This window comes from Marinococcus luteus (assembly GCF_034497705.1).
Taxonomy (GTDB): domain Bacteria; phylum Bacillota; class Bacilli; order Bacillales; family Marinococcaceae; genus Marinococcus; species Marinococcus luteus_A.
In genome coordinates, this window is sequence record NZ_JAXRUV010000005.1 from 77,778 (window position 1) to 98,489 (window position 20,712).

A 20,712-nucleotide genomic window follows, 5' to 3' on the forward strand; every position below is an offset into this window, starting at 1 on the left:
AATCGAGTCAACTAATCCGCCGGCTGGAAGCTTCTTCAAGAGCAAGAACGTCGCCGGGTGCAAGGTCTGCTGCCTGAATGCTTCCCGCAGGAAGCTCGATGACCGACGCAGTACCTTTTACCTTTTTTCCGATTTTCCCTGGGTGCAGTTCTTCGTCCACTTCAAGCACTTCCATCTCCCGGCTGAGATAGAGCACATCTACAGGGAACTTCATCCAAAAGGTATGAATCGATGGACAAGGGGAAATATGAAGGCCGGAATTAGCCGGGAAATGCTTTTTGAACATTAATCCCCTGAATCGCTGATAAAAATTGTATGCCCCTGCCACATTTTCCGCTATCACCTGTCTGGAATGAAGAACTACCAACTTCAAATGCCTGGCACCTCCTGTTAAACATGCTCATTTCTTTAGAATCAAGCCTTTTGGCTTATGTATTAATTATACCCCGTGAATTTATTGTAAAATATCCCCTGCTGTTCCTGTTATACGGTATATTTAATAGGTTATAACTCCTACTTATGCTCCTATTTTTACTCATTTTAAAATCCTTCGTACTTTACCTGATACGCTTTCGAAATAGCCCGTGCCCGATCCGGCACATCCAGCTTTTTGAAAATTTTTGTAACGTGATTTTTCACCGTATGGTCGCTAATAAACAGTTTTTCAGCGATCTCGCGGTTATTATCTCCTTTTATAATCAGCTCCAGCACTTCCTGCTCCCGGGAGGAGAGAGGTGGTTTGTTTGGTACTGCCGGAACCACCGATTCTTCTTTCACCTCTGCCGAATCCTGAAAAAACAGCTCCTGGTCGTTGATAAACGTTTGCTCCAGGAAATTCAGAAAGCTATCCTTCCATTCTTCCGAGATGTTTGTCATCGCTTGTATTTCCCTCCGGCCTCCGCTTTCTGCATACACCATGGTCATAGCAAATACTTCAGCCTGCGCCCCTGTGCTTAAACGTGATCTGTTAACACCCCCCTTGAGGGAACGGCCTTCTTCCAACACTTCTCCGACCTGGCTGTCCGGCATTAATTCCTGGATGATCGCCGGGGAATAAGCAGACAGCCTGCATGCCCCTGTGATGGATGATACAAAGGAAGTTGAAAAGTTTCCATTAGCAGTATATTGCTCAGCAATTTCCGCTGCCCGGCTTGAGAGTGCAAAGGCTTCCGGATCAAATTGTTTTACCGCCAGATGCATGGCATCGAGCTGCTTATGCATGCTAAGTCCCGACTCCTCTCCGGAAAGCTTCATGGACACACCGCCGATCACAGAGAGAGCTTCCAGAAATTCCTCTACCTGCCGGGTTCTCACTTCCTGCGTACCTACGCAGAGTACTCCAAGTATTTCCCCCTGAAAAATTAAAGGGCACTCGAGTACCGGCTCCTTCCACGGCGTTTTCGCCTGTTTCACTTTTTCACGCTCTGTATCCAGTCCAGAAAAATATTCTGCCGCTGTGCTTTCTGCATAAAGCTCCAGCTCCTGCCTGGAATATCCTCTTGAAATCATCCGGTATTTTCCGCGCTCTTTCTTTTTCAACAGCAGCATGGCGAATGTGCCCTGACTCATGCTCAGACTGGCGTCTATAAGTATATAGCTGACTTTTTTTATATCCGGGCCAGCCGCCATCAGCCTGCCTATTTCGACCAAAGACCCCAGCTGTTGAATTTGACGATTATTTTCCTCTGCAAGCCAGTCTGTTTTCACTTTAGCTTCTATTACCGAAATCATGGTGAGTAAAAATTCTTTTCCTTTTGCGGATAAAAACTTGCGAGAAAAGCTCCCTCCAAAGATGACGGCGGAGGCTCCATTAGTTTGCTGGATCGGCAGCGCAAAAAACAGAAGAGGCGAAAGCCCGTAACGCTGCCAAAAATAACTTTGGGGGCGTTCCTTTAAATTTTCCAAAAACAAAGTCTCCTCTGACAGCAGCACTTTGCCGAGCGGCCCTTCCCCGGGGTGGAATGAAAGAGCCTCTAACGCCTCCCTATGCTTTCCGGTCACGCATGTCGTTTCGTATACACCTTCCTCCCCCTCTTCCGCTATCCCTAGTACCTCTGCTTCTTCAAGACCATCAATGAGCAGCTTCAGTAATTCTTCCGTAGATTGCCGCTGAAGGGCCCGGTGCATTAACATGGTATGATTTTCGGATGAAGACTGCCCGTCAAAGCAAAGCGCCAGGACATTTGCCGCCTTTTGGAAACGGCCAAGCCATTTTTCTCTTTCCTCGATATAAAACGACGGTGTCTGTTTAATGATTTCCTTCCAGCCGCCCGTTTTTCCATACGTTGATTCAAGACTTGCTTCCACTGTTTTTTGTGCCCCTTCTTCAACCAGCAGTCCAGCCAGCAAAAAATAATTTGGGCTTTCATTTTTTTGCAGCGGAACCACTGCTATATGAATCCCAGGAAAAAGATCGTAGAAAAAAGGCTCTCGTGCGTTTAACTTTCCTTTAAACATATGATTTATTTTATCTCTGAGCCCTGACTCCGGGGCAGTATCGAGCGCTGCGAACAGTTCATTTTCCCCGTCGGTAAAAGCAGCTTCGTTCCCCAGGCTGTCAACGACTAGCAAAGTAACATTATATAAGGAAGTATACATCGCCTGTATTTCCTCCATTATCTCTGTACGCTGATCCCTCATAAATACGGCCCCCTATGCTTCGTTCTTGGCCCTGTGGCTGTATATTAGCTTTAAAAAATAAGCTTTCAATAGGAAACAGGGACCTTTTGCCTTGTCCTGTAGTCCTAATTTCAATGTATACGCATTTTATACCTTTATCAGGGGAAATTAAAAGCTTTTTTCAGGATCTCCGGGCAATTCAAGAAGAATTTACCTTTCTCTGTGAATGCATATGCGACCAAACTCACTGGTCCTTTTACTTTGATTGCTCCTATTGATTTCGGTATGATGGATGCATTCATTCCATAGGAGGCATGGCAATGCGAAAAACTGTTTACATTCATGTGGGTTATCACAAAACAGCTACTACATTTCTGCAGAAAAGCATTTATCCTAAATTGAAACAGCAAATTACATATCTTTCCCGAAAGCGAATTCAGCAGTATCTCTATCAGGTACGGCATAAAAAATTATCAGAAGCACAGATTCTTGAACTGCGCAGCGGGATAGAGGAAATGGCAGAACCTGAAAAACCGCTGCTCATTTCCTACGAGGGGCTTTCCGGCAATCCAATGTCCATGAGAGAAAAAATTAAAGACAATCACACTATTTTAAAGGACCTCCGCCGCGTGTTCCCAGAAGAAACCTACGATGTGCATATTATTGTCGGCGTCCGCCATCAGCTTGATCTTCTTACCTCGCTTTATGTGCAGTACATTCACCAGGGCGGCTACAAGCAAGCTGACACCGTGTTTGAAGAATGGGAACGTCTCGGTGTCCTTGACGGCTACTACTACTTTAATTACCTGGAACAAGTAAAGCATTTATTTGGCAGCAGCAACTACTATCTCATGCAGTACGAACGGTTCAGAGAAAATGAAATGAAGGAGCTCACAAAACTTCTTCAGTATATGGGAATTACAGAGGTGCCCGAATACAGTCCTGCAAAGGTTAATCGAAGCTATGGCACAATGCAGGTGAAAGCTGCAAGAAAGATGAACTATTTCCTAAAAACCCCCTTCAACCCAAACGCTCCTGTGCCAACGAAAAGAAGAACGCCTGTCTCCAGGGTTATACTGCAGAATAAAGCAAGCTTTACGCTTCATTATAAAAGATATTCCCTGCCGGAATCTCTGCAGCAGGTGCTTCAGGCAAAATACGAAAGCGACAATCAATTGTTTTTTCACCATTACGGAATCGATTACACGAAGAAGGAAATTTAGTGGACCTAATTTTCAATAGCTGTTCCCATCTTGCTTCAGGTTAGGATTGAACGTTGCTTTCCCCGGGTAAAGTTATTCAAATCATTTGAAGGAGGCTGAGATATGTATGAACAGGAACAAAGGGACGCAGCTGATAAGCCAAACCGTTTGTTTTTAAAAATCACTAAAAAACCTCTTCTTTCTTCTTCTATTGTTTATAGTGTCATGCTGACCGCCATAGCGATTATTGGTATAGCTGGAAAAGACAAAAATTCAAATTAATTAGAGAATCAAAAATAGTTAAAGGAGACCCGTTTGTGCCGGGTCTCCTTCTTTAATGTCCCGCCTGCCATGGGCGGGGCGTCCGCTGCATGGTCGTTTGTTTTGCGGGCAGATCTTTTCGCTGCACTGTTTTAGGCTGCATTCCGCTTTCAATCCGGGACTTTACTTTCGCATCCATTCTTGGCACGTGCACCGGCCGAAATATTCTCCGTGCCGTTTCCGCGCATGAAGGACACGGGGCTTCATTAACCCGGGCGCCTTTTGACATAATCCAGCTTTCGAACGTACCGCACGTCCGGCATTCAAAGGTGAACTGGGCCATGCTAATCAAGCTCCGGCAAAATATTTTTATAAAATATATCTTTAGGCAGGGCGAGCGTGCAGCAAGCATTCGGTATATCCACGACACCTGCTACAGTGCCCTGTACCGGCGCAGTACCCAAGAGCATATAGGCCTGCTCCCCTGTGTAGCCGAGTGTTTTCAGAAAATCAATCGCATTCAGGCACGCATTCCTGTAGGCGACATTGGCATCAAGATATGTCTGCGCTCCCGAGAACTCGTTCACCGACACGCCTTCAAAAACGAGAAATTCATTGTAATGCGGCATGACCGGTCCTGGCTTAAAGACAGGGTTACGCTTAATACGGTGTTTTTCCATGCCGTTCTTTATCACGTGTACTTTCAGGTCTATCCAGCCAGGCATTTCAATGCCGCCGCAGAACGTAATTTCTCCGTCTCCCTGCGAGAAATGAAGATCTCCTACAGAAAGCTTCGCTCCATCTACAAACACCGGAAAGTACACTCTTGACCCTTTCGAAAGGTTCTTAATGTCGCAGTTGCCCCCGTTTTCCCTCGGTGGCACCGTTCTTGCTCCTTCGGCGGCTACCCGTTCGAACTCTTCCCCTTTGAGTTCACCGAGCACGACCGAATCCTTCGTTGGAAGATTTGCAAGCGGAGGCACCCGGTCAGGGTTTGTATCCACCAGTTCCTTCTCCCTGCGGTTCCATTCATTCAGCATGTCCTGTGAAGGAGCCACGCCGATCAGCCCCGGATGAATAATGCCTGCAAACTTAACATTCGGCACATGCCTCGAAGTAGCATAAATACCTTCAAAATCCCAAATGGATTTGGCTGCTTCCGGATAATGGTCCACTAAAAAGCTACCGCCGTTTTCTTTGGCGAAAATACCGTTAAATCCCCATTCATGCGAGTGAAACGTGCCGATATCCAAAATATCAACAACGAGCAGGTCCCCCTCCTCCACGCCGTTCACATGCACCGGCCCGCTTAGTACATGCACACGGTCAAGGTTCACATGTTTAATATCCGAAGGGTCATCATTGTTGCTGATCTGGCCGTCGGTCCAGTCCAGGCATTCCATCCGGAACGTTTCTCCCGGTTCTACAGAAAAAGCGGCAGGAATGTCCGGGTGCCAGCGATTGTGACCCGGGGTCGTCTGCTGGTCCATTGTTTTATTGAGGTCTACTTCAAACAGTTTTTTCGGCATATAAAACCCTCCTGTTTATAAAGATAGTCAGAGACACGGCAGACGATATTTAAATTTTCTGAATATATAAGCTAAAAAAGGAGGGAGTCCCCCCTTTTTCTGTTCTTATGCCAAAGTAATCGACTCATCCGCATAAACGCTTTGAACAGAGCGGATAATCTCTATGCCATCATCCATCGGACGCTGGAACGCCTTACGCCCCATAATCAGTCCCATGCCGCCGGCACGCTTGTTAATTACCGCTGTTTTTACAGCATCTTCCAAATCCGACTCTGCAGAACCGCCGCCGGAGTTGATTAAGCCGGCCCGCCCCATAAACGAGTTCATCACCTGATAACGGGTCAGGTCAATTGGGTGGTCGCTTGTCAGCTCTGAATAAACCTTGTCGTGCGTTTTGCCGTAGCCGACAGCTGTATAGCCGCCGTTGTTGGTCGGCATCTTCTGTTTCACAATATCAGCCTGCAGGCTGGCTGATAAATGGATCGCCTGACTCGTCAGATCGGAAGCAGTGTGATAATCGGTGCCGTCTTTTTTAAAGCCGGGGTTACGCAGATAGGCCCAGAGAATAGTGCCAAGACCGAGCTGATGAGCCCGTTCAAAGGCCTGCGACACTTCCTGGATCTGGCGGTCGCTCTGCTCTGAACCGAAGTATATCGTTGCTCCGACCGCAACTGCTCCCATCTCATAGGCCCGCTCAACAGAGCCGAACATAATCTGGTCGTGCGTTTCCGGGTAAGTTAACAGTTCATTGTGGTTAATTTTGGCAATGAAAGGAATTTTGTGCGCATAATCTCTTGCGATCGAGCCAAGTGCCCCGACCGTTGAAGCTACAGCATTACAGTTACTTTCCATCGCAAGCTTCACAATATTTTCCGGATCGAAATACATCGGGTTCGGAGCAAATGAAGCACCTGCCGAATGCTCGATTCCTTGGTCTACCGGCAGAATGGACAGATAACCCGTTCCGCCTAGCTGTCCGTGGTCAAACAAGCTCTGCAGGTTGCGCAGAACTACCGGAGAACGATCTGTCGATTTGTATACCCGGTCGACGAAGTCAGGGCCCGGCACATAAAGGTTTTCCTTCGGTACCGTTTTGCTTTCATGATTTAATAAGTAATCCGCGTCCTGTCCTAATATTTCCTTCGTTGAAGCCATCATAATACCTCCTCACCAGTTTAGGAAATTCTTCTTACCTAATTCCCTTTTTAGGGAAGAACATAAACAAATTTTCGAAAGATTTTATGAAGGGCACTGCCTCTGGAAAAATGTTTATATGAATGATTTTCGCTTTAATTATAAGATTCTTTAGGATTGTGACGATATATATAACAAGTGCTGCTCCTTAATTAAAACTTTTATAATGCAATCAACTTTTCCGCTGGAAAGGGCGTTTCTTATGAAAATAAATTATCTGTTTGTGATGTTTTTTTTGTATATGTTCCTTAGTATTTTCATAGGAATCGGTTTTGCTGTCCTTATGCCGGTCGTCATTCCCATACCTGGTTCTTTTTTACAAATGTTTTATATTGCTTCGATTGCAGCTGGCGTCGCACTCGGGCTTTTGAATTACTTTCTTTTCTTCGGCTTTGTACGCAGGTGTATCTTTCATTTTCAGACTGTATTGACCTCTGTGCGAAACGGGGACCTGAGCGCCCGCGCCTCCTTTCAAAGTACCGGAATGATTGGTCGTTTAAATGCCGATTTGAACCGTACCATTGCCCACCTTGAAATAACCAAAGAAATGGCTGGACGCGACGATTTAACAAAGCTGCCCAACCGGGCTGCCCTGCAGCAGTTTTTTCAGGAAATCTCCGAAGCGCGCCTTCCTTATCTTCTCTATTTTATCGACGTTGACCAATTCAAAACCATTAATGATACTTACGGCCATGTTACCGGCGACCGCGTGCTTCAATTTACTGCCGGCAGAATTGCCAGCGCCTGCTTTTCGGAACAGCGTCTTTATCGTTTAGGTGGAGATGAGTTTGTCATCATGGAAATAACTGGAACAAAAAATGGAAAAAGCACGCAGCTGACTCAAAGCCGGATAGATCAGCAGCTCCGGGTCCCCTACACAGATGGGGAAAACACTTTTACGATCACCGTGAGCGTTGGAACTTACGAATCCCTGAATCAGCAGGAGGATTTCGCCGCCGTGCTTCATAAAGCCGATCAGGCAATGTATAAAAACAAACGTCAAAAGCATAAAAATATACTTCCTTTAAGCGAATAAATACGGGAAGCCTTTAGTCCACCGAAAAATCCCTTCACAATTTCTTCATTTTTACAGTAACAATGACCTATACTTTTGAGCCTAATTTATATCGATAAATGTCTGTAGAGTTAATTCTTTTTATCTGTTTATTATTTCCATTCCATCATTCTCACAAAAAGCAGAAATAAAAGAACAACAGCTATATTTTTCGCAGGGGAAAGTATTACTACATTAATTTAAAGGGGTGTATGGAATGAAGGGATGGTTTAACTTCAAAAGTCTTCGCGCGAAAATCCTAACTGGTTTTTTGTCACTTGTGGTGCTGGTAACAGCACTCGGAATCTATAATTTTTACGCTAACAGCAAGGCGAATGCCGAAACCGAAGGCATCGTTGAGGAGCAGCTGCCGCTGTTAATCGCTGACGAAAAGCTCGCTTTTAATATGGCCCAGCGTGTTGCTTTATCCCGTGGATACCTTTTATTCGGCGACGAGGAATTCAAAAGCAGCTTCATGGAATATACCGAGGAGAGTGCTGCCCTGGAAGAGGAAACAATCGCCGATTTCGGTTCCGATGAACTAGGAGCCTTAATAGAACAAAGCATCGAATGGGAGCAGATTATTACCTCAGAAGTATTTCCAGCCTATGAAGCAGGAAATGAAGAAGAAGCTAAACAAATTTTAAACACAGAAGCTAAACCGCTAGCCCGCGAGATTATGACCGGATTTGAAGAAACCGCAGCAGAAAGAGAAGGAGAAATTACTGCAGCGGGAGAAAATATGCTTGAAAGCGGCAGAAACATGATGACCACCGGCACTATTATTTCGCTCCTGGTGATCATTGCCGGTGTGGCAATTGCCTTTTTCATGGCGCGCACGATTTCTGCACCGATCAAGGCAGTTATGCAGCGGATGCAGTCCATTGCCGATGGCGATTTGAGCCAGGAGCCGATGCAGACTACTACACGCGACGAAACCGGCAAGCTCGTCCTCGCTGCCAACCAGATGAATGACAACATGGCCCAGCTGCTTACACAAATTAAAACGATGTCCGCGAATGTATCGGGTCAGAGTCAGAATTTAACCCATTCTGCCAACGAGGTGAAAGCAGGATCCCAGCAGGTGGCTGTTACGATGGAGGAGCTTGCTTCCGGGGCAGAATCCCAGGCCACAAGTGCCAGCAGCATTGCCTCTTTAATGAGTGATTTCACAGAAAATGTTTCTGAGGCCCATACAAAGGGGGAAGACGTCCGCAATGCCTCGACTCATATTTTGTCTATTACAAATGAAGGTCGCGAGCTGATGGATAATTCGGTTCATCAAATGGAAAAAATCGATGCTATTGTGAAAAATGCCGCTGTGAAGGTTGAAGGACTTGATAAACAGTCCCAGGAGATTTCAAAATTAGTGTCTGTCATTAATGATATTGCTAACCAGACCAATCTGCTTGCTTTAAATGCAGCCATTGAGGCTGCCCGGGCTGGCGAACAGGGGCGCGGCTTTGCCGTGGTCGCTGATGAAGTGCGGAAGCTGGCCGAGCAGGTCTCTGCTTCCATCACAGATATTACCGGCATCGTTGAAGGAATTCAGAACGAATCTTCTTCCGTCACTGCATCTCTGCAGTCAGGCTATAAAGAAGTGGAAATCGGCACCACCCAGATCCAGACCACAGGTGAAACCTTTAATACAATTAATACTGCTATTCAGGAAATGGCAGAAAATCTTCAATCTGTTACTCAAAATCTGGCAGCTATCTCTTCAAGCAGCCAAGAAATTAATGCTTCTATTGAAGAAATAGCTTCAGTATCCGAGGAATCTGCTGCCGGAGTTGAACAGACTGCGGCTTCCGTCCAGCAGACGAGCAGCTCCATGGAGGAAGTTTCCGCTAATTCGGAAAACCTTAACGATCTTGCCCGCCAGCTGAACGCTGAAGTAGATAAATTCAAGCTGTAATATGAGCAGGACGGCCCGGAGATTTTTTCTCCGGGCCTTCTTTGTTATTCAAGATCTGTTTTACGCTTCAGCGCCGTTACTGCCGGCCCTTCAATAACTTCTCCGTCATAGGAAAATCTTGAACCATGGCACGGACAGTCCCAGCTCCGTTCTGCATTGTTCCAGGAGAGATCGCAGCCCATATGTGTACAGGTGGTGTCTACAACATACAGTTGGCCCTTTTCGTCCCTGTAAGCGCCTGCCTTTCCGTCTTCCGTATTGATTAAAGCTCCTTCATCATTCTCCAGGTTCTTTTCTTTATCCCCTCTGTTGGCCTTTCCTTTAATCATTTCTTTTCCTACGTCCATGTTTTCGGAGGCAAAGGATTGAATGTTTTTCTTTTTCAGCTCGGAGCGTGTCGGATCAAAAGCTTCCTTATACACATTCTCCTTGCCGAGTACATAATCAGCGAGCATTTTCCCTGCTGCTTCACTGTTGCTCATGCCCCACTTCATAAATCCGGTGGCAGTAAAAATCTGTTCTTCCCCGGATGTCATTGGGCCCACATAGGGCATTTTGTCCAGAGTGATCATATCCTGCGCCGACCAGCGGTAAGGCACCGTCTGCAGGCCGAAGTACTCTTCCCCGAAGCTGCGCAGTGCTTCGTACCGTTCGAACGTATTCGTTTCATTTTTTCCGGACGTGTGTCCTTCTCCGCCAATTAAAAGCAGATTCTCCCCATTTTCATCCTTTGCTGTACGAATTGACCGCGAAGGGGAATCTACACTGATGTACATATGCTTTGGCATCGTCTGAACTTTCGCCCCGATGATGTATGAACGCTCCACATGCAGACGACTATAGTATTTCCCCATACCGTCGTTAAAAGGGAAATGACTTGTTACCAAAAGGTAGTCGCTGGTAATCGTGCTGTCGTTGTTTGTGTTCACCACTACTTTCCCCTTGGCTTTATTCACATCAGCTGCACGTGTATTCTCGTATACACGCCCGCCAAGACGAACAACTTCTTCAAGAAGAGCCCGGTAATAATGCACTGGCTGAAACTGAGCCTGATCGCGGATTACGAGAGCCCGCTCGACAGCGTACGGAAGATCATGTTCGTCAGAAGCATCGCCGCCGTTTACATTTAATAACCGGTACGCCTCCGCTTCCTTCTCCATCACTTTTTTCTGCTGCTCGCTTTTCGTATAAATAAAAGCGTCCCGCTCCTCCCATTCACAGTCAATATTAAGCTCAGTAACCCGCTTGCGCATATCGCTGATCGCCTGTTCGTTAGCTTCAAAATACTGGCTGGTTTTTTCCCGGCCGTGATTCTGAATGAGTTCATCATACACCATCCCGTGCTGGGAGGATATTTTTGCCGTGGTGTTCCCGGTTGTACCTTCGAGCACCCTGCCCGCTTCTAGCAGCACCACCCTCGTTCCGGCCTTTGCTAGATAGTAAGCTGCTGTGATGCCGGCTGCCCCGGCTCCTGTGATAGTCACTTCAGACGTGTCTTCTCCACTGTGTGCAGGCATGTGTGTAGTTTCGCTTTCCTTAAGCCATAAAGAATTGGGATATAAAGGGACATGTTTATCGTTAGTCATTGCAGTTCCTCCTTATAATTATTCAGGCTGCCGGTGTTTCATCCTGTCTGGGACGGGCCGCTTTATACCAGTGCCAGCAGAGAATTACCATAATGGCAATATCCACCGCGTCCCCCCCGTAATACATCAGCATCGAACCCGCCTGCGCAGCTTCCTGCCCGACTCCGTGCGGCGGCGCGGCATATAAATACTTGGATAAAATACCGTGTCCTGCAAGGGCTGTTACAAGCACCCCGGACCGAAACAAAAAAGAATACCGGTGCGGCGCCGGATCGATATAAATAATAGAAGCTGTAAACACATATCCCGCTAAGAAAATATGAATATGAATGGCAGTATAAACAAGAGCAGACTCATGCATCAATACGTACAATCCAGTCGTATACAAAAGCCATAGGCCTCCGATGTTTAGCACTGTGGCCGTCACCGGATGAGATACTATTGCCACAAAGCGGCTCCGCAGTAATTTAGCCAGTTTTTTCGCTGAAGGCACCGGGAGAGTGCGGAGAGCAAGCGTCACGGGGGCCGCAAGCACCATACAAAGCGGGGCCAGCATACCAAGCAGCAAATGGCCGGTCATATGAATGACAAATGAATCATGAGCCATCCGGGGGAGCGGCCCAAGCACCGAAATGACTGCCGCCGCTGTCCCGACAGCAAACAGCCCAATGCGATATACCGGCCATCCAGTGTCACGAAAAGCGGCAGCAAGATACAAGAGACAGACAACGACAAAAGGGGCTGCGAGCACACCTTCTGCAAAATAATGTAAAGTAGTCATCGGTTTACACAGCTGCTCTCTGCTTTTTTATCCGCGAAGTTTGTCTCCATATGATTATTCCGGCTACAAGAAGTATGAACGCACTGATGTTCCATACTAAATCATATGGCAGAATGTCCACACCGTACCTTATTTGATGGATCCCCATCCACTTATGCTGAACGATCCCGTCATACAGCTGAAAGAAGCCTACTCCGGTTAACACTCCTCCGATCCACCGGCGCAGCCAGAAGCTCTGCCGGCGCCGAAGATCAGCAAACATAAACAGGGCAGCTACTGTCGCAAACCAGCTGAATGCATGAAAAAAACCATCCGAAACGATCCCGACAGCCGTGGTCGATAAATCGTAAAAATGATGCCAGTTCAGCAGCTGGTGAAAAACCACTTCATCTATAAAAGCGATGAGCCCGAGACCGAAAAGAAGGCCGGATATCAAGTTTCTTCCGGCATAATTCGCCTGGTTTCTCCGAAGCATCGCTTCGTTTTTTTCTGACATGACTAAGCCTCCTACGTTACATATCCGTTTTCACACGATTGCTCGAAAAAAGCACGTGCGTGCCCAGATAAAAATGAAACATATATTCTGCTGTTCCCATCAGCACAGCGGCTGTTATTGCTGCAAGCAGCACCGGGCCCGAAAAGGAAATTACAGCACCTGCAATTAAAATAATCGCAAATACCAGACCGGCATCTATAGCCGCTGCGATCAAGCTTTTTACACGGGGGAGCAGCACGAGATCACCGAGCGGATAGCTGATTGCGCCGATAATAATAGTAAGCACCAACACACTCCAAACAGAGACCCCGTTTGCGATACCGAGCACCAAAAATAACAGAGCCGCTGTCATTACCCCTTTTCCAGTTAATGCTTTAACGTGCTTCATGTTCTCCTCCTTTCTGAAGCTGGTTTATAAAACGCAAAAAGCCAGGGAAAGACGTATCTCTTTTCCTGGCTTACCGCAAGGCTGTTGTCCCGCGATTGCTGCCCTCATTTATTCTGATAATGTCTGGCTATACTTCTATTTCCTTCAAAAGTATATCCATAAACGCTCTTTTAGTTTCAAGGATACTCTCTCTGCAAAAATTTTACATTCTCAAACCGCTTTGATCTCTTACTGCTCACGGAATTTTAAGCGGTAGACCCTTCTCGGTCTACCCCGGTGCCCTGACTGTTCTTCTCCTGTTTGCACTGCTATCTGATTTTCTTCGAGCTTCAATAATATTCGGCGCGCATTTCGCAGAGAACTGTTTAACCAACGGGCGATATCCTGAGCAGTCACAATATCCTGGGAATAATACCGGGATAACGAATGGAGTTTAGATAGAAAAGCAGGACTCAAGCTGCTTTCCTTGTCTTTTTCATCGCTGTTGCTCATATTTCTCTGATCATAAGTAAAAGAACCAATTGCAGCTTCGTATTCTGTAATTCGAAGATCTTCATCTACGATAATAATAGAATTAGTCTTCGTTTCCCTCGCTTCCTGCAGGGCTCGTCGCGCGTTTTCTTCGGACTCAAGAGTCGTTTTTCCGTAACCGATGACTGTCCGCACTTCAAGGGCTGTATTCACCCGGGCGTCTTCCACGAATTGAAACCACAATTGTTCACTTTCGAGTTCGATTTCCCCCCGGGTGGTGTAAATAAAATACAGACCATCTCCCATTTGTACATAGGAACCACGAGCTTTCTCTGCATAGTAAAGCAGCCATCGATGAAGGTCCAATTCTCTGTGCTTGCGCTTAAATGAATAAGATTCTTCCTGCAGGGCCTTTTGATCCTTAGCCACCTCAATAGCTACTATAGCTATCTGAGATTTTCGATAAAGCATCGATTGCGCGCGTTCTTTAACGTATTTAAGCGTCAGCTGTATGGATAGCTTTGTAGGACGCACCCTGTAACAGGGGATATCTTTTTCTTGCATAGCTAAGTAAACTTCCCGGATGCTTGTAAATACAGCATCAATTTTCCCTTCATTATATAAAGCTTCATGAAAAGAAACTATTTTATCCGGAGAAATATACCCTTTATAAGAAAGGTTGAATATTTCAATGTCTTTTCCTAAAAATTCCCCACGTATTTCTTCAATCTCATTTTCCTGAATAGTATCTAAGCTAATGTGCAATAATAATTGATTTTCTTTGTACTGAGCCTCAAGAAGTCTCCCTAATAAACTTGCACCGTAGAGGGGCGGGAAACTTGCATCCTTTTCACTCACCAGTTGATTGGAAATCGCTATGTCATAGGGGGACTGCCCAGAAAAAAACCAGAAATCAACTTTATGCTGATTTGCTGGCACGATTTCTTTAATTTCGCTCGTCTGTTCGTAGGTGAGCGGTACAGCCTGAAAATCTTCATAAAGCTCCAACTCTTTTAACATAGATTGAACAGAATCCCCTGGGCCGACCACGCCTATACGTATATTCACGCTTTCAACTCTCCTGTCTGTATCATTACATAATTAGCTAGAACCTGCACGCCTTTATAAAGATCTTCGAGACTTGCATATTCTTCAGGCACATGGCTTTTACCCTCCCTGCACGGAATAAAAACTAAACCTGCCTGCCATTTTTCAGCTATGTTCATGATATCATGCCCTGCTCCGCTGTCCATACTGTGATATTGGCAGCCGGCTTTAACAGAAGCTTCCTGTAATTCAACGGATACTTCCGGAGAGAGAAGAACTGAAGCGTTATTAACCAATGTTTCGATTTCCAAATGGATATTTTGATTTTTTGCTAACTCTATTGCACTCGTACGGAGAATGTCTCCAGCTTCCTGTTTTCGTTTATCATTCACACTCCGGATATCGACACCGATAGTCACTTTTCCCGGTATAACATTCATTTCGTTCGGCTCACATTCAATAGTACTTGCCGTAGCTACAATCTCTTCTCCACTTGCTGACTCAATTTTCTTGGCGGTTTCCGCTACCGTCTGAATAAAGGGAGCAGAAGCAGCCAAAGCATCTTTTCTTTTGTTCATAGGTGTTGTTCCGGTGTGACCAGCCTCTCCCGTAAAGACAAAAGACAAACGAAGCGGACATGCGATACCACGTACAATACCAATATCCTTACGTGCATTTTCAATTTTAGTCCCCTGCTCAATATGAAGTTCCACCACCCGGTGGAAAGCCTCCAGAGGCTGTTCAGCAAGATTCATATTGTTCCAATCAAGCCCCTGGCTGCGTACTGCCTCTTCCAGTGTCGTGCCATCAGAATCTTTCAAATGTATCAAATCATTTTGCAGGACAGGATTCAGCAGACCAGCCATGGCTTTACTTCCAATTGTAGATACTCCAAAACGGGAAGATTCTTCTGATGCTGCGCAGATTACCGTTACGGGACGAGAAGGTATCCAACTTTTTTCCTTTAAGTATTGAATAACCCCAAGACCGCACAATACTCCGGCAACACCGTCATACCCGCCCCCATTGGTAACTGTATCCAAATGCGAAATAAAAGCAATACTTGATTTTTCACTATTTCCAGGATTCCACACAGCCAAAATATTTCCTGCTTTATCTCTTTGAACTTGCATATCCAGGCTGTCTGCCAAATGAATAAATTCCTGCACAGCCTCCATTTCCTTATCCGAATAGCCAGGCCGGTTGAACCCTTCCAGCCGGTTCATAGTAGAAGTTACGTTTAACCGCAATAAATTTTTTTCCAGCCACTCTTTCATTATTTTTCCTCCCTCCATACGTTATTAACAAGAGGATAGATAAACGCGGCGAGCGCCGGGCCGAATACTGCTTCCTCATAATCGAAGGAAGGGTGGTGATGCCCCGCAGCAAGCTCTGTACCAAAAAGCATATAGGTGGCTTTTCCTCCTTTTCTTTGAACATGGTTAATCATTACCGTGGCGTCTTCGGAAGCTCCCACTTCTTTTGATGGCTCTACGTGTTCTACTAAACTGCTTTTTTCTAAAGCGGATGCTATCCAATGCTGCCATTCAGAATCACAATCAGCAGCCATGCCTTCGCCCGTATACTCTATCCAGCTCTCTACCCCGTACATCAACGCGCTCGCTTTAATCATCCGTTCTACTTCGTTCATCATATATTGATTCACCTCGGTAGAACCCCCCCGCGTTTCCCCAATAATCTTCGCAAAATCGGCCACAACATTGCGCCCAGAACCTGCGTTCAGTTTCCCAATATTAATCCTCGTATCTCCTTTAGAATGTCTGGAAATACCATAAGAATGAACAGCTGCCGCTGCTGCTGCCAATAAAGCATTTCCACCTTCTTCCGGCTTCGCTCCCGCATGGGAAGATATGCCTGTAAAAATAACGTCAAATTTAGTAGTAGCCAAAAATTTAGCAGCAGTCGCAGCTATAGTACCTGCCTTCATATCTGTAATACCGATATGGCCGCTCATAAAATAATCGACATTGTCCAACCACCCGTTTGCAACGATTGCTTTTGCTCCTCTGCTTCCTTCTTCCGCCGGTTGAAATATGATAGTAACCGTACCATTCCATTCTTCAGGGTGCTCTGAAAGAAATGTGGCCAGACCCAGACCAAGAGTAATGTGACCATCATGGGCACAGGCATGCATTTCTCCTCGAAAAGCTGAAGCAAAATTTTCTTTATTAGGAAAATGAGAATCTGCTGAAGTTTCTGTAATAGGCAGAGCATCAATATCCACTCTGTAACAGACGTGCGGACCTTCTTCCTTGCCTTCAAGCTGAATCAATGCCCCCGTATACCCGCCTTTTGTTTGTTGAATAAACTCTGCAGGGACCTGGAGCTCTTCTGCCTTTATTTCAGCTTTTTCAAGCACGTTTTCATCCGGTACGCCCTGCCTCGCATTAGATTGGATCAGCTCTTCACCGTAAACAACTGTACCATCAAGTTTCTTCAGCTCTTGCGTAATGACATACGTGGTATAGATTTCTGTCCATCCTACCTCTGGATATTGATGAAAGTGCCTTCTCCATTCCCGCAGCTTTGGGAGAAGCTTTTGAATACATTCATCGATCTTGTTTACAGACACGTCTACCTACCCCTTACCCTTTAAAAGTTTTAAGCCTTCAACCGCTTCATGGTACATAAATTCGATACCATAACCAAGAGCCCGCTCATCAATGTCAAAGGATGGATCATGCAAAGGCTTCTGTACTTTTCGCTCGGGAATGGCAGTGCCAAGCCAGTGGTAATTTCCAGGGTATTTTTCCAGAAAACGGGCAAAGTCTTCCCCACCAAGGCTTGGTTCTACCTGGGGCAATGATTCTTCACCATACAAATGGCGGGCTATTTCTCTGGCGTGCTCTGCCCATAAAGGTGTGTTTATTGTGGCCGGGTAGCCGTCAAAATATTTTAAATGACAAGTCACTTCAAACGATGCTTCTATCCCTGCCAGTAACTGACCAAGCTTTGTTTTAACTCTTTTTTTCAATTCATCTTTAAAAGTCCGCACCGTGCCTTCGAGAATGGTTTCATTTGCGATTACGTTATAACGCTCACCGCCCCGGATCGTGCCTACAGTTACAACTGCCGCATCCAATGGATTGATATTCCGGCTGATTATGGATTGGATTTGACCAATCAGCTGACCTGCCGCTACTATCGAATCTTTTGTCTGGTGCGGCATGCTTGCGTGTCCTCCTGCACCTTTTATGGTGATTTCAAATCGGTCAGAGTTTCCCATAATAGGACCACTCATTACGCCGAACTGCCCTACAGGCAGATCCGGCCATACATGCTGAGCTAAAACAGCATCCGGCTGATAAATTTCAAATAAACCGTCTTCCAGCATTTTAGCTGCCCCTCCCACAGGTGCCTGTTCCTCTGCGGGCTGGAACACACATAATACCGTACCCTCCAGTTCCTCTTTATTTTTTTGCAATAGAGCCGCAGTGCTCATCAGCATGGCTGTATGAGCATCATGACCGCATGCATGCATAACTCGCTCTTTTTTTGAGCGATATGAAGGAGAAGGCTCTTCTTCAATAGGGAGAGCATCAATATCCGCGCGCAGGGCTATCGTTTTTCCTGGGCGGTCGCCTTTAATGATGGCGAGGATCCCAGTTTCGGCAAAACCGGTTGTGTATTCAATTTGTTTTTCACGCAGGAAATTTTGTATTGTTTCCGAGGTGTGATACTCTTCCCCGCTTAATTCAGGATACTGGTGAAAGTAATGCCTGTATTTTAGAACTGTATCTATTGCTTCATTTATTTCTTCTTCTGTTAATCTTCTGATGTTCATTGCGTTCTCTCCCTTTATACAATTACAAATCCATATAAACCCCTGGCCCAATAGGAAGGCCTAATAAGTTCCAAACGATGAACATAATAATCCAAAGGGTTAAAAATACTACAGTGTACGGCAGCATAATAGAGAATAATGTGCCAAACCCGGAACGGCTATCATATTGTTTCATAAAAGCTAAAATCATTGGCACATAAGGATTCAGCGGTGTAATAACGTTTGTTGTAGAGTCTGCAAGACGATAAGCCAATTGAATATAGGCAGGATTGTAATCCAAATACATAAACAGCGGAATAAATATGGGAGCCATTAAGGCCCATTGAGCAGAGCCACTGAAAATAAACATATTCAGCACACCCGCAAGCAGAATGAAACCAACTACCACCGGCAGACCGCTGAAATCAGCCGCTGTTAAAAAGTTAGCGCCGTTCACAGCCATATAAGAAGATAAGTTTGTCCATTCAAAGTAGGCAATAAACTGTGCAGCGGCGAAAATTAACGTAATGTACCCTGCCATATCCTTCATGGATTGGGCCATAAATTCCGGCACGTCTGCCGTAGAATTAATCACCTTCGTGGTTACACCGTACGCAATCGCTACAATGATAAAGAAGAAAAGGATTAATGGAACAATGTTTGAAATAAACGGTGACTCTACTATTGCTCCGTTTTCTCCACGCAGCAAACCGTTTGAGGGAACTACCATAATAGCAATCAAAACTAAATATACTGCTCCGGCGATGCCGGCATTTCTCATTCCTCTGAATCTTTCAGGAGTAATCTCCTCTATTTGATTGCCTAGAACAGTGCCGTCACTATAACTGCTGTCATATGTCCCTAGTCTCGGTTCTATCACTTTTTCAGTGAGCCACGCCCCTACGATCATTAACATGGGGACCGAGGCAATCATATAATACCAATTATCGACCGGGGTGACATTGGCACTTTCATTTACAGTTTGTGCTGCCTCCGTTGAAATACCTGAAAGCAGAGCATCAGTCCCGGTGATAATGATGTTGGCGGTAAAGCCCGCCCCTACACCGGCAAAACCGGCAGCAATACCTGCCAGCGGATGGCGGCCGAGTGCATAAAATACCATCGCTGCCAACGGAGGAATAATAACAAAAGCGGCGTCAGAAGCCAGATTCCCTATAATACCTGTTCCTATAACTGCGTATGTAACTAATCTTTTTGGTGCTTTCAATATTATAGAAGTCATAAACGTTTCCATCAGCCCAACTTTTTGGGCCAAACCGATGCCAAGCATCATCACAAGCACAAGTCCTAAAGGAGCAAATCCAGTAAAGTTATCCAGCATTGAAGATAATATATACTCCAAACCTTCTCCAGAAATCAATGGCTGCACAGCTATTGTCTCACCGTCCTGGGGATCCTCAAAGGAAGCCCCGGCCCATCCAACTACGGAAGATATAACAATGACAGCGGCTGCTAAATAGACAAACAGCATAAATGGATGTGGGAGCTTATTTCCCGCTCTTTCCACTCCGTCAAGAAACTTCATGAATACAGATTTTTTTCCGTTTTCCAAACTCATTTCATTATACACTCCTTTTAGGACATTGTCTTTAAATGTTCCTTAATTAGTACAGTAGCATATAATTTCTTTTAGTCCAATAAAAATTCAAACTATTTTTTATTTTCTATGTAAAAAAACTTTTCAAACTAGTAAGCGCTATCATTATTGAATATTTTACATCAAATAAAAATTCCCCCCTCCATAAGTCAAAGGGGGGAAGGAATTTTTAACTAATAATTAATCTACACTAATTTAAATCGCTTATTTTATCTCCATTCCATTCTCTCTTTCAGAGACGTAATATGAGCCAAATGATGCCTGCTGTGCCAGGCGTAAAGACTCACAGCCTCTTCAAGTGTGGAACGGCCTGATTCAGGATGACGGAAAGTGCGGATCCAGTCGTTTTCCTGTAATTCATTTAATAAAAGCACCCAGCGTTGATGAAGACTTTCGAGCAGTTTAAGAGAAACTTCTATTTCTCCACTGCTGTCCATAAGTTCAGCCCACGCCATCTGATCGTATGGTTTAATTTCAGGGCTTTCCTCCGTTAATGCCTGTTTAAAGCGTATATAACCGTGCAAATGACTGTCGGGCACGTGGTGGACGACCTGACGGATGCTCCATCCGCCTTCCCGGTAAGGAGTATCCAGCTGATGTTTCTTTAAATGCTCCACCTCTTCCCTGTAAAGTGACGGTGCTTTCGACAATGCTCTAATGCATTCCTTTCGTTTTTCAGCACTTATCGTTTCAGGCCATTCGAATCTTCCGATAGGAAAACGGTGTTTATCCATATTTCCACCCCCATTTTTAGCTTTTAATTTGTT

The 20,712-nt window shown here is 45.4% G+C and carries 19 protein-coding genes; 4 read left to right on the plus strand and 15 right to left on the minus strand.

Features of this window, described 5'->3' with window-relative positions; genetic code table 11:
• Nucleotides 1-7: 7 nt before the first annotated feature.
• The gene (locus tag Q9M42_RS09555) at nt 8-373 is read right to left on the minus strand and encodes a DUF192 domain-containing protein (RefSeq protein ID WP_322526260.1); all 366 of its coding nucleotides are present in this window, start codon (nt 371-373) and stop codon (nt 8-10) included.
• 167 nt (nt 374-540) lie between these two features.
• Complete coding sequence (locus Q9M42_RS09560) at nt 541-2,640, minus strand: helix-turn-helix transcriptional regulator (RefSeq protein ID WP_322526261.1); 2,100 nt, start codon at nt 2,638-2,640, stop codon at nt 541-543.
• 299 nt (nt 2,641-2,939) lie between these two features.
• On the opposite strand from Q9M42_RS09560, the gene Q9M42_RS09565 reads away from it, so the two are divergent.
• Both Q9M42_RS09565 and Q9M42_RS09570 read left to right on the plus strand, forming a co-directional pair.
• Entirely contained in the window at nt 2,940-3,842 is a 903-nt protein-coding gene (locus tag Q9M42_RS09565) for a sulfotransferase domain-containing protein (RefSeq protein ID WP_322526262.1), read from the plus strand.
• 102 nt (nt 3,843-3,944) lie between these two features.
• Entirely contained in the window at nt 3,945-4,103 is a 159-nt protein-coding gene (locus Q9M42_RS09570; protein WP_322526263.1) for a hypothetical protein, read from the plus strand.
• A 52-nt stretch (nt 4,104-4,155) separates the two neighbouring features.
• Here the strand turns inward: Q9M42_RS09570 and Q9M42_RS09575 are convergent, their stop codons facing one another.
• The 3 genes from Q9M42_RS09575 to Q9M42_RS09585 all read right to left on the minus strand — a co-directional run bounded on the left by Q9M42_RS09575 (nt 4,156) and on the right by Q9M42_RS09585 (nt 6,766).
• Nucleotides 4,156-4,425 carry a zinc ribbon domain-containing protein gene (locus tag Q9M42_RS09575; protein WP_322526264.1) on the minus strand — a complete coding sequence of 90 codons (270 nt, stop codon included), beginning with the start codon at nt 4,423-4,425 and terminating at the stop codon, nt 4,156-4,158.
• A gap of 1 nt (nt 4,426) precedes the next feature.
• Complete coding sequence (gene fmdA / locus Q9M42_RS09580; protein ID WP_322526265.1) at nt 4,427-5,611, minus strand: formamidase; 1,185 nt, start codon at nt 5,609-5,611, stop codon at nt 4,427-4,429.
• Nucleotides 5,612-5,716: 105 nt separating this feature from the next.
• A complete protein-coding gene (locus Q9M42_RS09585; RefSeq protein ID WP_322526266.1) occupies nt 5,717-6,766 on the minus strand; it encodes a class I fructose-bisphosphate aldolase in 1,050 nt (349 codons plus the stop codon).
• A 241-nt stretch (nt 6,767-7,007) separates the two neighbouring features.
• On the opposite strand from Q9M42_RS09585, the gene Q9M42_RS09590 reads away from it, so the two are divergent.
• A complete protein-coding gene (locus Q9M42_RS09590) occupies nt 7,008-7,841 on the plus strand; it encodes a GGDEF domain-containing protein (RefSeq protein WP_322526267.1) in 834 nt (277 codons plus the stop codon).
• Nucleotides 7,842-8,076: 235 nt separating this feature from the next.
• Complete coding sequence (locus tag Q9M42_RS09595) at nt 8,077-9,774, plus strand: methyl-accepting chemotaxis protein (protein ID WP_322526268.1); 1,698 nt, start codon at nt 8,077-8,079, stop codon at nt 9,772-9,774.
• Nucleotides 9,775-9,818: 44 nt separating this feature from the next.
• On the opposite strand, the gene Q9M42_RS09600 is transcribed toward Q9M42_RS09595, so the two are convergent.
• The 10 genes from Q9M42_RS09600 to Q9M42_RS09645 form a co-directional block, all read right to left on the minus strand.
• On the minus strand, nt 9,819-11,360 hold the full coding sequence (locus tag Q9M42_RS09600; RefSeq protein ID WP_322526269.1) for an FAD-dependent oxidoreductase: 1,542 nt from the start codon (nt 11,358-11,360) through the stop codon (nt 9,819-9,821).
• Nucleotides 11,361-11,382: 22 nt separating this feature from the next.
• Nucleotides 11,383-12,141, minus strand: a complete 759-nt coding sequence (locus Q9M42_RS09605) for a cytochrome c oxidase assembly protein (RefSeq protein ID WP_322526270.1) — start codon at nt 12,139-12,141, stop codon at nt 11,383-11,385.
• Nucleotides 12,142-12,145: 4 nt separating this feature from the next.
• Nucleotides 12,146-12,637: a DUF2243 domain-containing protein gene (locus Q9M42_RS09610; RefSeq protein ID WP_322526271.1), complete on the minus strand. Its 492-nt coding sequence runs from the start codon at nt 12,635-12,637 to the stop codon at nt 12,146-12,148.
• A 16-nt stretch (nt 12,638-12,653) separates the two neighbouring features.
• Nucleotides 12,654-13,025 carry a DUF2512 family protein gene (locus tag Q9M42_RS09615; RefSeq protein ID WP_322526272.1) on the minus strand — a complete coding sequence of 124 codons (372 nt, stop codon included), beginning with the start codon at nt 13,023-13,025 and terminating at the stop codon, nt 12,654-12,656.
• A 228-nt stretch (nt 13,026-13,253) separates the two neighbouring features.
• Nucleotides 13,254-14,564: a hypothetical protein gene (locus Q9M42_RS09620; RefSeq protein WP_322526273.1), complete on the minus strand. Its 1,311-nt coding sequence runs from the start codon at nt 14,562-14,564 to the stop codon at nt 13,254-13,256.
• Nucleotides 14,561-15,838 carry a M20 family metallo-hydrolase gene (locus Q9M42_RS09625; protein WP_322526274.1) on the minus strand — a complete coding sequence of 426 codons (1,278 nt, stop codon included), beginning with the start codon at nt 15,836-15,838 and terminating at the stop codon, nt 14,561-14,563. The genes Q9M42_RS09620 and Q9M42_RS09625 overlap by 4 nt, the downstream gene beginning before the upstream one ends.
• Entirely contained in the window at nt 15,820-17,136 is a 1,317-nt protein-coding gene (locus Q9M42_RS09630) for an amidohydrolase (RefSeq protein ID WP_322526275.1), read from the minus strand. Before Q9M42_RS09630 ends, Q9M42_RS09625 begins: the two co-directional genes overlap by 19 nt.
• A 6-nt stretch (nt 17,137-17,142) precedes the next feature.
• Entirely contained in the window at nt 17,143-18,399 is a 1,257-nt protein-coding gene (locus tag Q9M42_RS09635) for a M20 metallopeptidase family protein (RefSeq protein ID WP_322526276.1), read from the minus strand.
• On the minus strand, nt 18,371-19,906 hold the full coding sequence (locus Q9M42_RS09640) for an AbgT family transporter (RefSeq protein WP_322526277.1): 1,536 nt from the start codon (nt 19,904-19,906) through the stop codon (nt 18,371-18,373). Before Q9M42_RS09640 ends, Q9M42_RS09635 begins: the two co-directional genes overlap by 29 nt.
• A gap of 248 nt (nt 19,907-20,154) precedes the next feature.
• Nucleotides 20,155-20,679 carry a YfiT family bacillithiol transferase gene (locus Q9M42_RS09645; protein ID WP_322526278.1) on the minus strand — a complete coding sequence of 175 codons (525 nt, stop codon included), beginning with the start codon at nt 20,677-20,679 and terminating at the stop codon, nt 20,155-20,157.
• Between the last annotated feature and the right edge of the window lie 33 nt (nt 20,680-20,712).

What these genes read in the sequence shown, in the direction of transcription:
- Q9M42_RS09560 (WP_322526261.1), bottom strand. Translation starts at nt 2,640, where the DNA reads ATGAGGGATCAGCGTACAGAGATAATGGAGGAAATACAGGCGATGTAT.
- Q9M42_RS09565 (WP_322526262.1), top strand. Translation starts at nt 2,940, where the DNA reads ATGCGAAAAACTGTTTACATTCATGTGGGTTATCACAAAACAGCTACT.
- Q9M42_RS09570 (WP_322526263.1), top strand. Translation starts at nt 3,945, where the DNA reads ATGTATGAACAGGAACAAAGGGACGCAGCTGATAAGCCAAACCGTTTG.
- Q9M42_RS09575 (WP_322526264.1), bottom strand. Translation starts at nt 4,425, where the DNA reads ATGGCCCAGTTCACCTTTGAATGCCGGACGTGCGGTACGTTCGAAAGC.
- fmdA (WP_322526265.1), bottom strand. Translation starts at nt 5,611, where the DNA reads ATGCCGAAAAAACTGTTTGAAGTAGACCTCAATAAAACAATGGACCAG.
- Q9M42_RS09585 (WP_322526266.1), bottom strand. Translation starts at nt 6,766, where the DNA reads ATGGCTTCAACGAAGGAAATATTAGGACAGGACGCGGATTACTTATTA.
- Q9M42_RS09590 (WP_322526267.1), top strand. Translation starts at nt 7,008, where the DNA reads ATGAAAATAAATTATCTGTTTGTGATGTTTTTTTTGTATATGTTCCTT.
- Q9M42_RS09595 (WP_322526268.1), top strand. Translation starts at nt 8,077, where the DNA reads ATGAAGGGATGGTTTAACTTCAAAAGTCTTCGCGCGAAAATCCTAACT.
- Q9M42_RS09600 (WP_322526269.1), bottom strand. Translation starts at nt 11,360, where the DNA reads ATGACTAACGATAAACATGTCCCTTTATATCCCAATTCTTTATGGCTT.
- Q9M42_RS09605 (WP_322526270.1), bottom strand. Translation starts at nt 12,141, where the DNA reads ATGACTACTTTACATTATTTTGCAGAAGGTGTGCTCGCAGCCCCTTTT.
- Q9M42_RS09610 (WP_322526271.1), bottom strand. Translation starts at nt 12,637, where the DNA reads ATGTCAGAAAAAAACGAAGCGATGCTTCGGAGAAACCAGGCGAATTAT.
- Q9M42_RS09615 (WP_322526272.1), bottom strand. Translation starts at nt 13,025, where the DNA reads ATGAAGCACGTTAAAGCATTAACTGGAAAAGGGGTAATGACAGCGGCT.
- Q9M42_RS09625 (WP_322526274.1), bottom strand. Translation starts at nt 15,838, where the DNA reads ATGGAGGGAGGAAAAATAATGAAAGAGTGGCTGGAAAAAAATTTATTG.
- Q9M42_RS09640 (WP_322526277.1), bottom strand. Translation starts at nt 19,906, where the DNA reads ATGAGTTTGGAAAACGGAAAAAAATCTGTATTCATGAAGTTTCTTGAC.
- Q9M42_RS09645 (WP_322526278.1), bottom strand. Translation starts at nt 20,679, where the DNA reads ATGGATAAACACCGTTTTCCTATCGGAAGATTCGAATGGCCTGAAACG.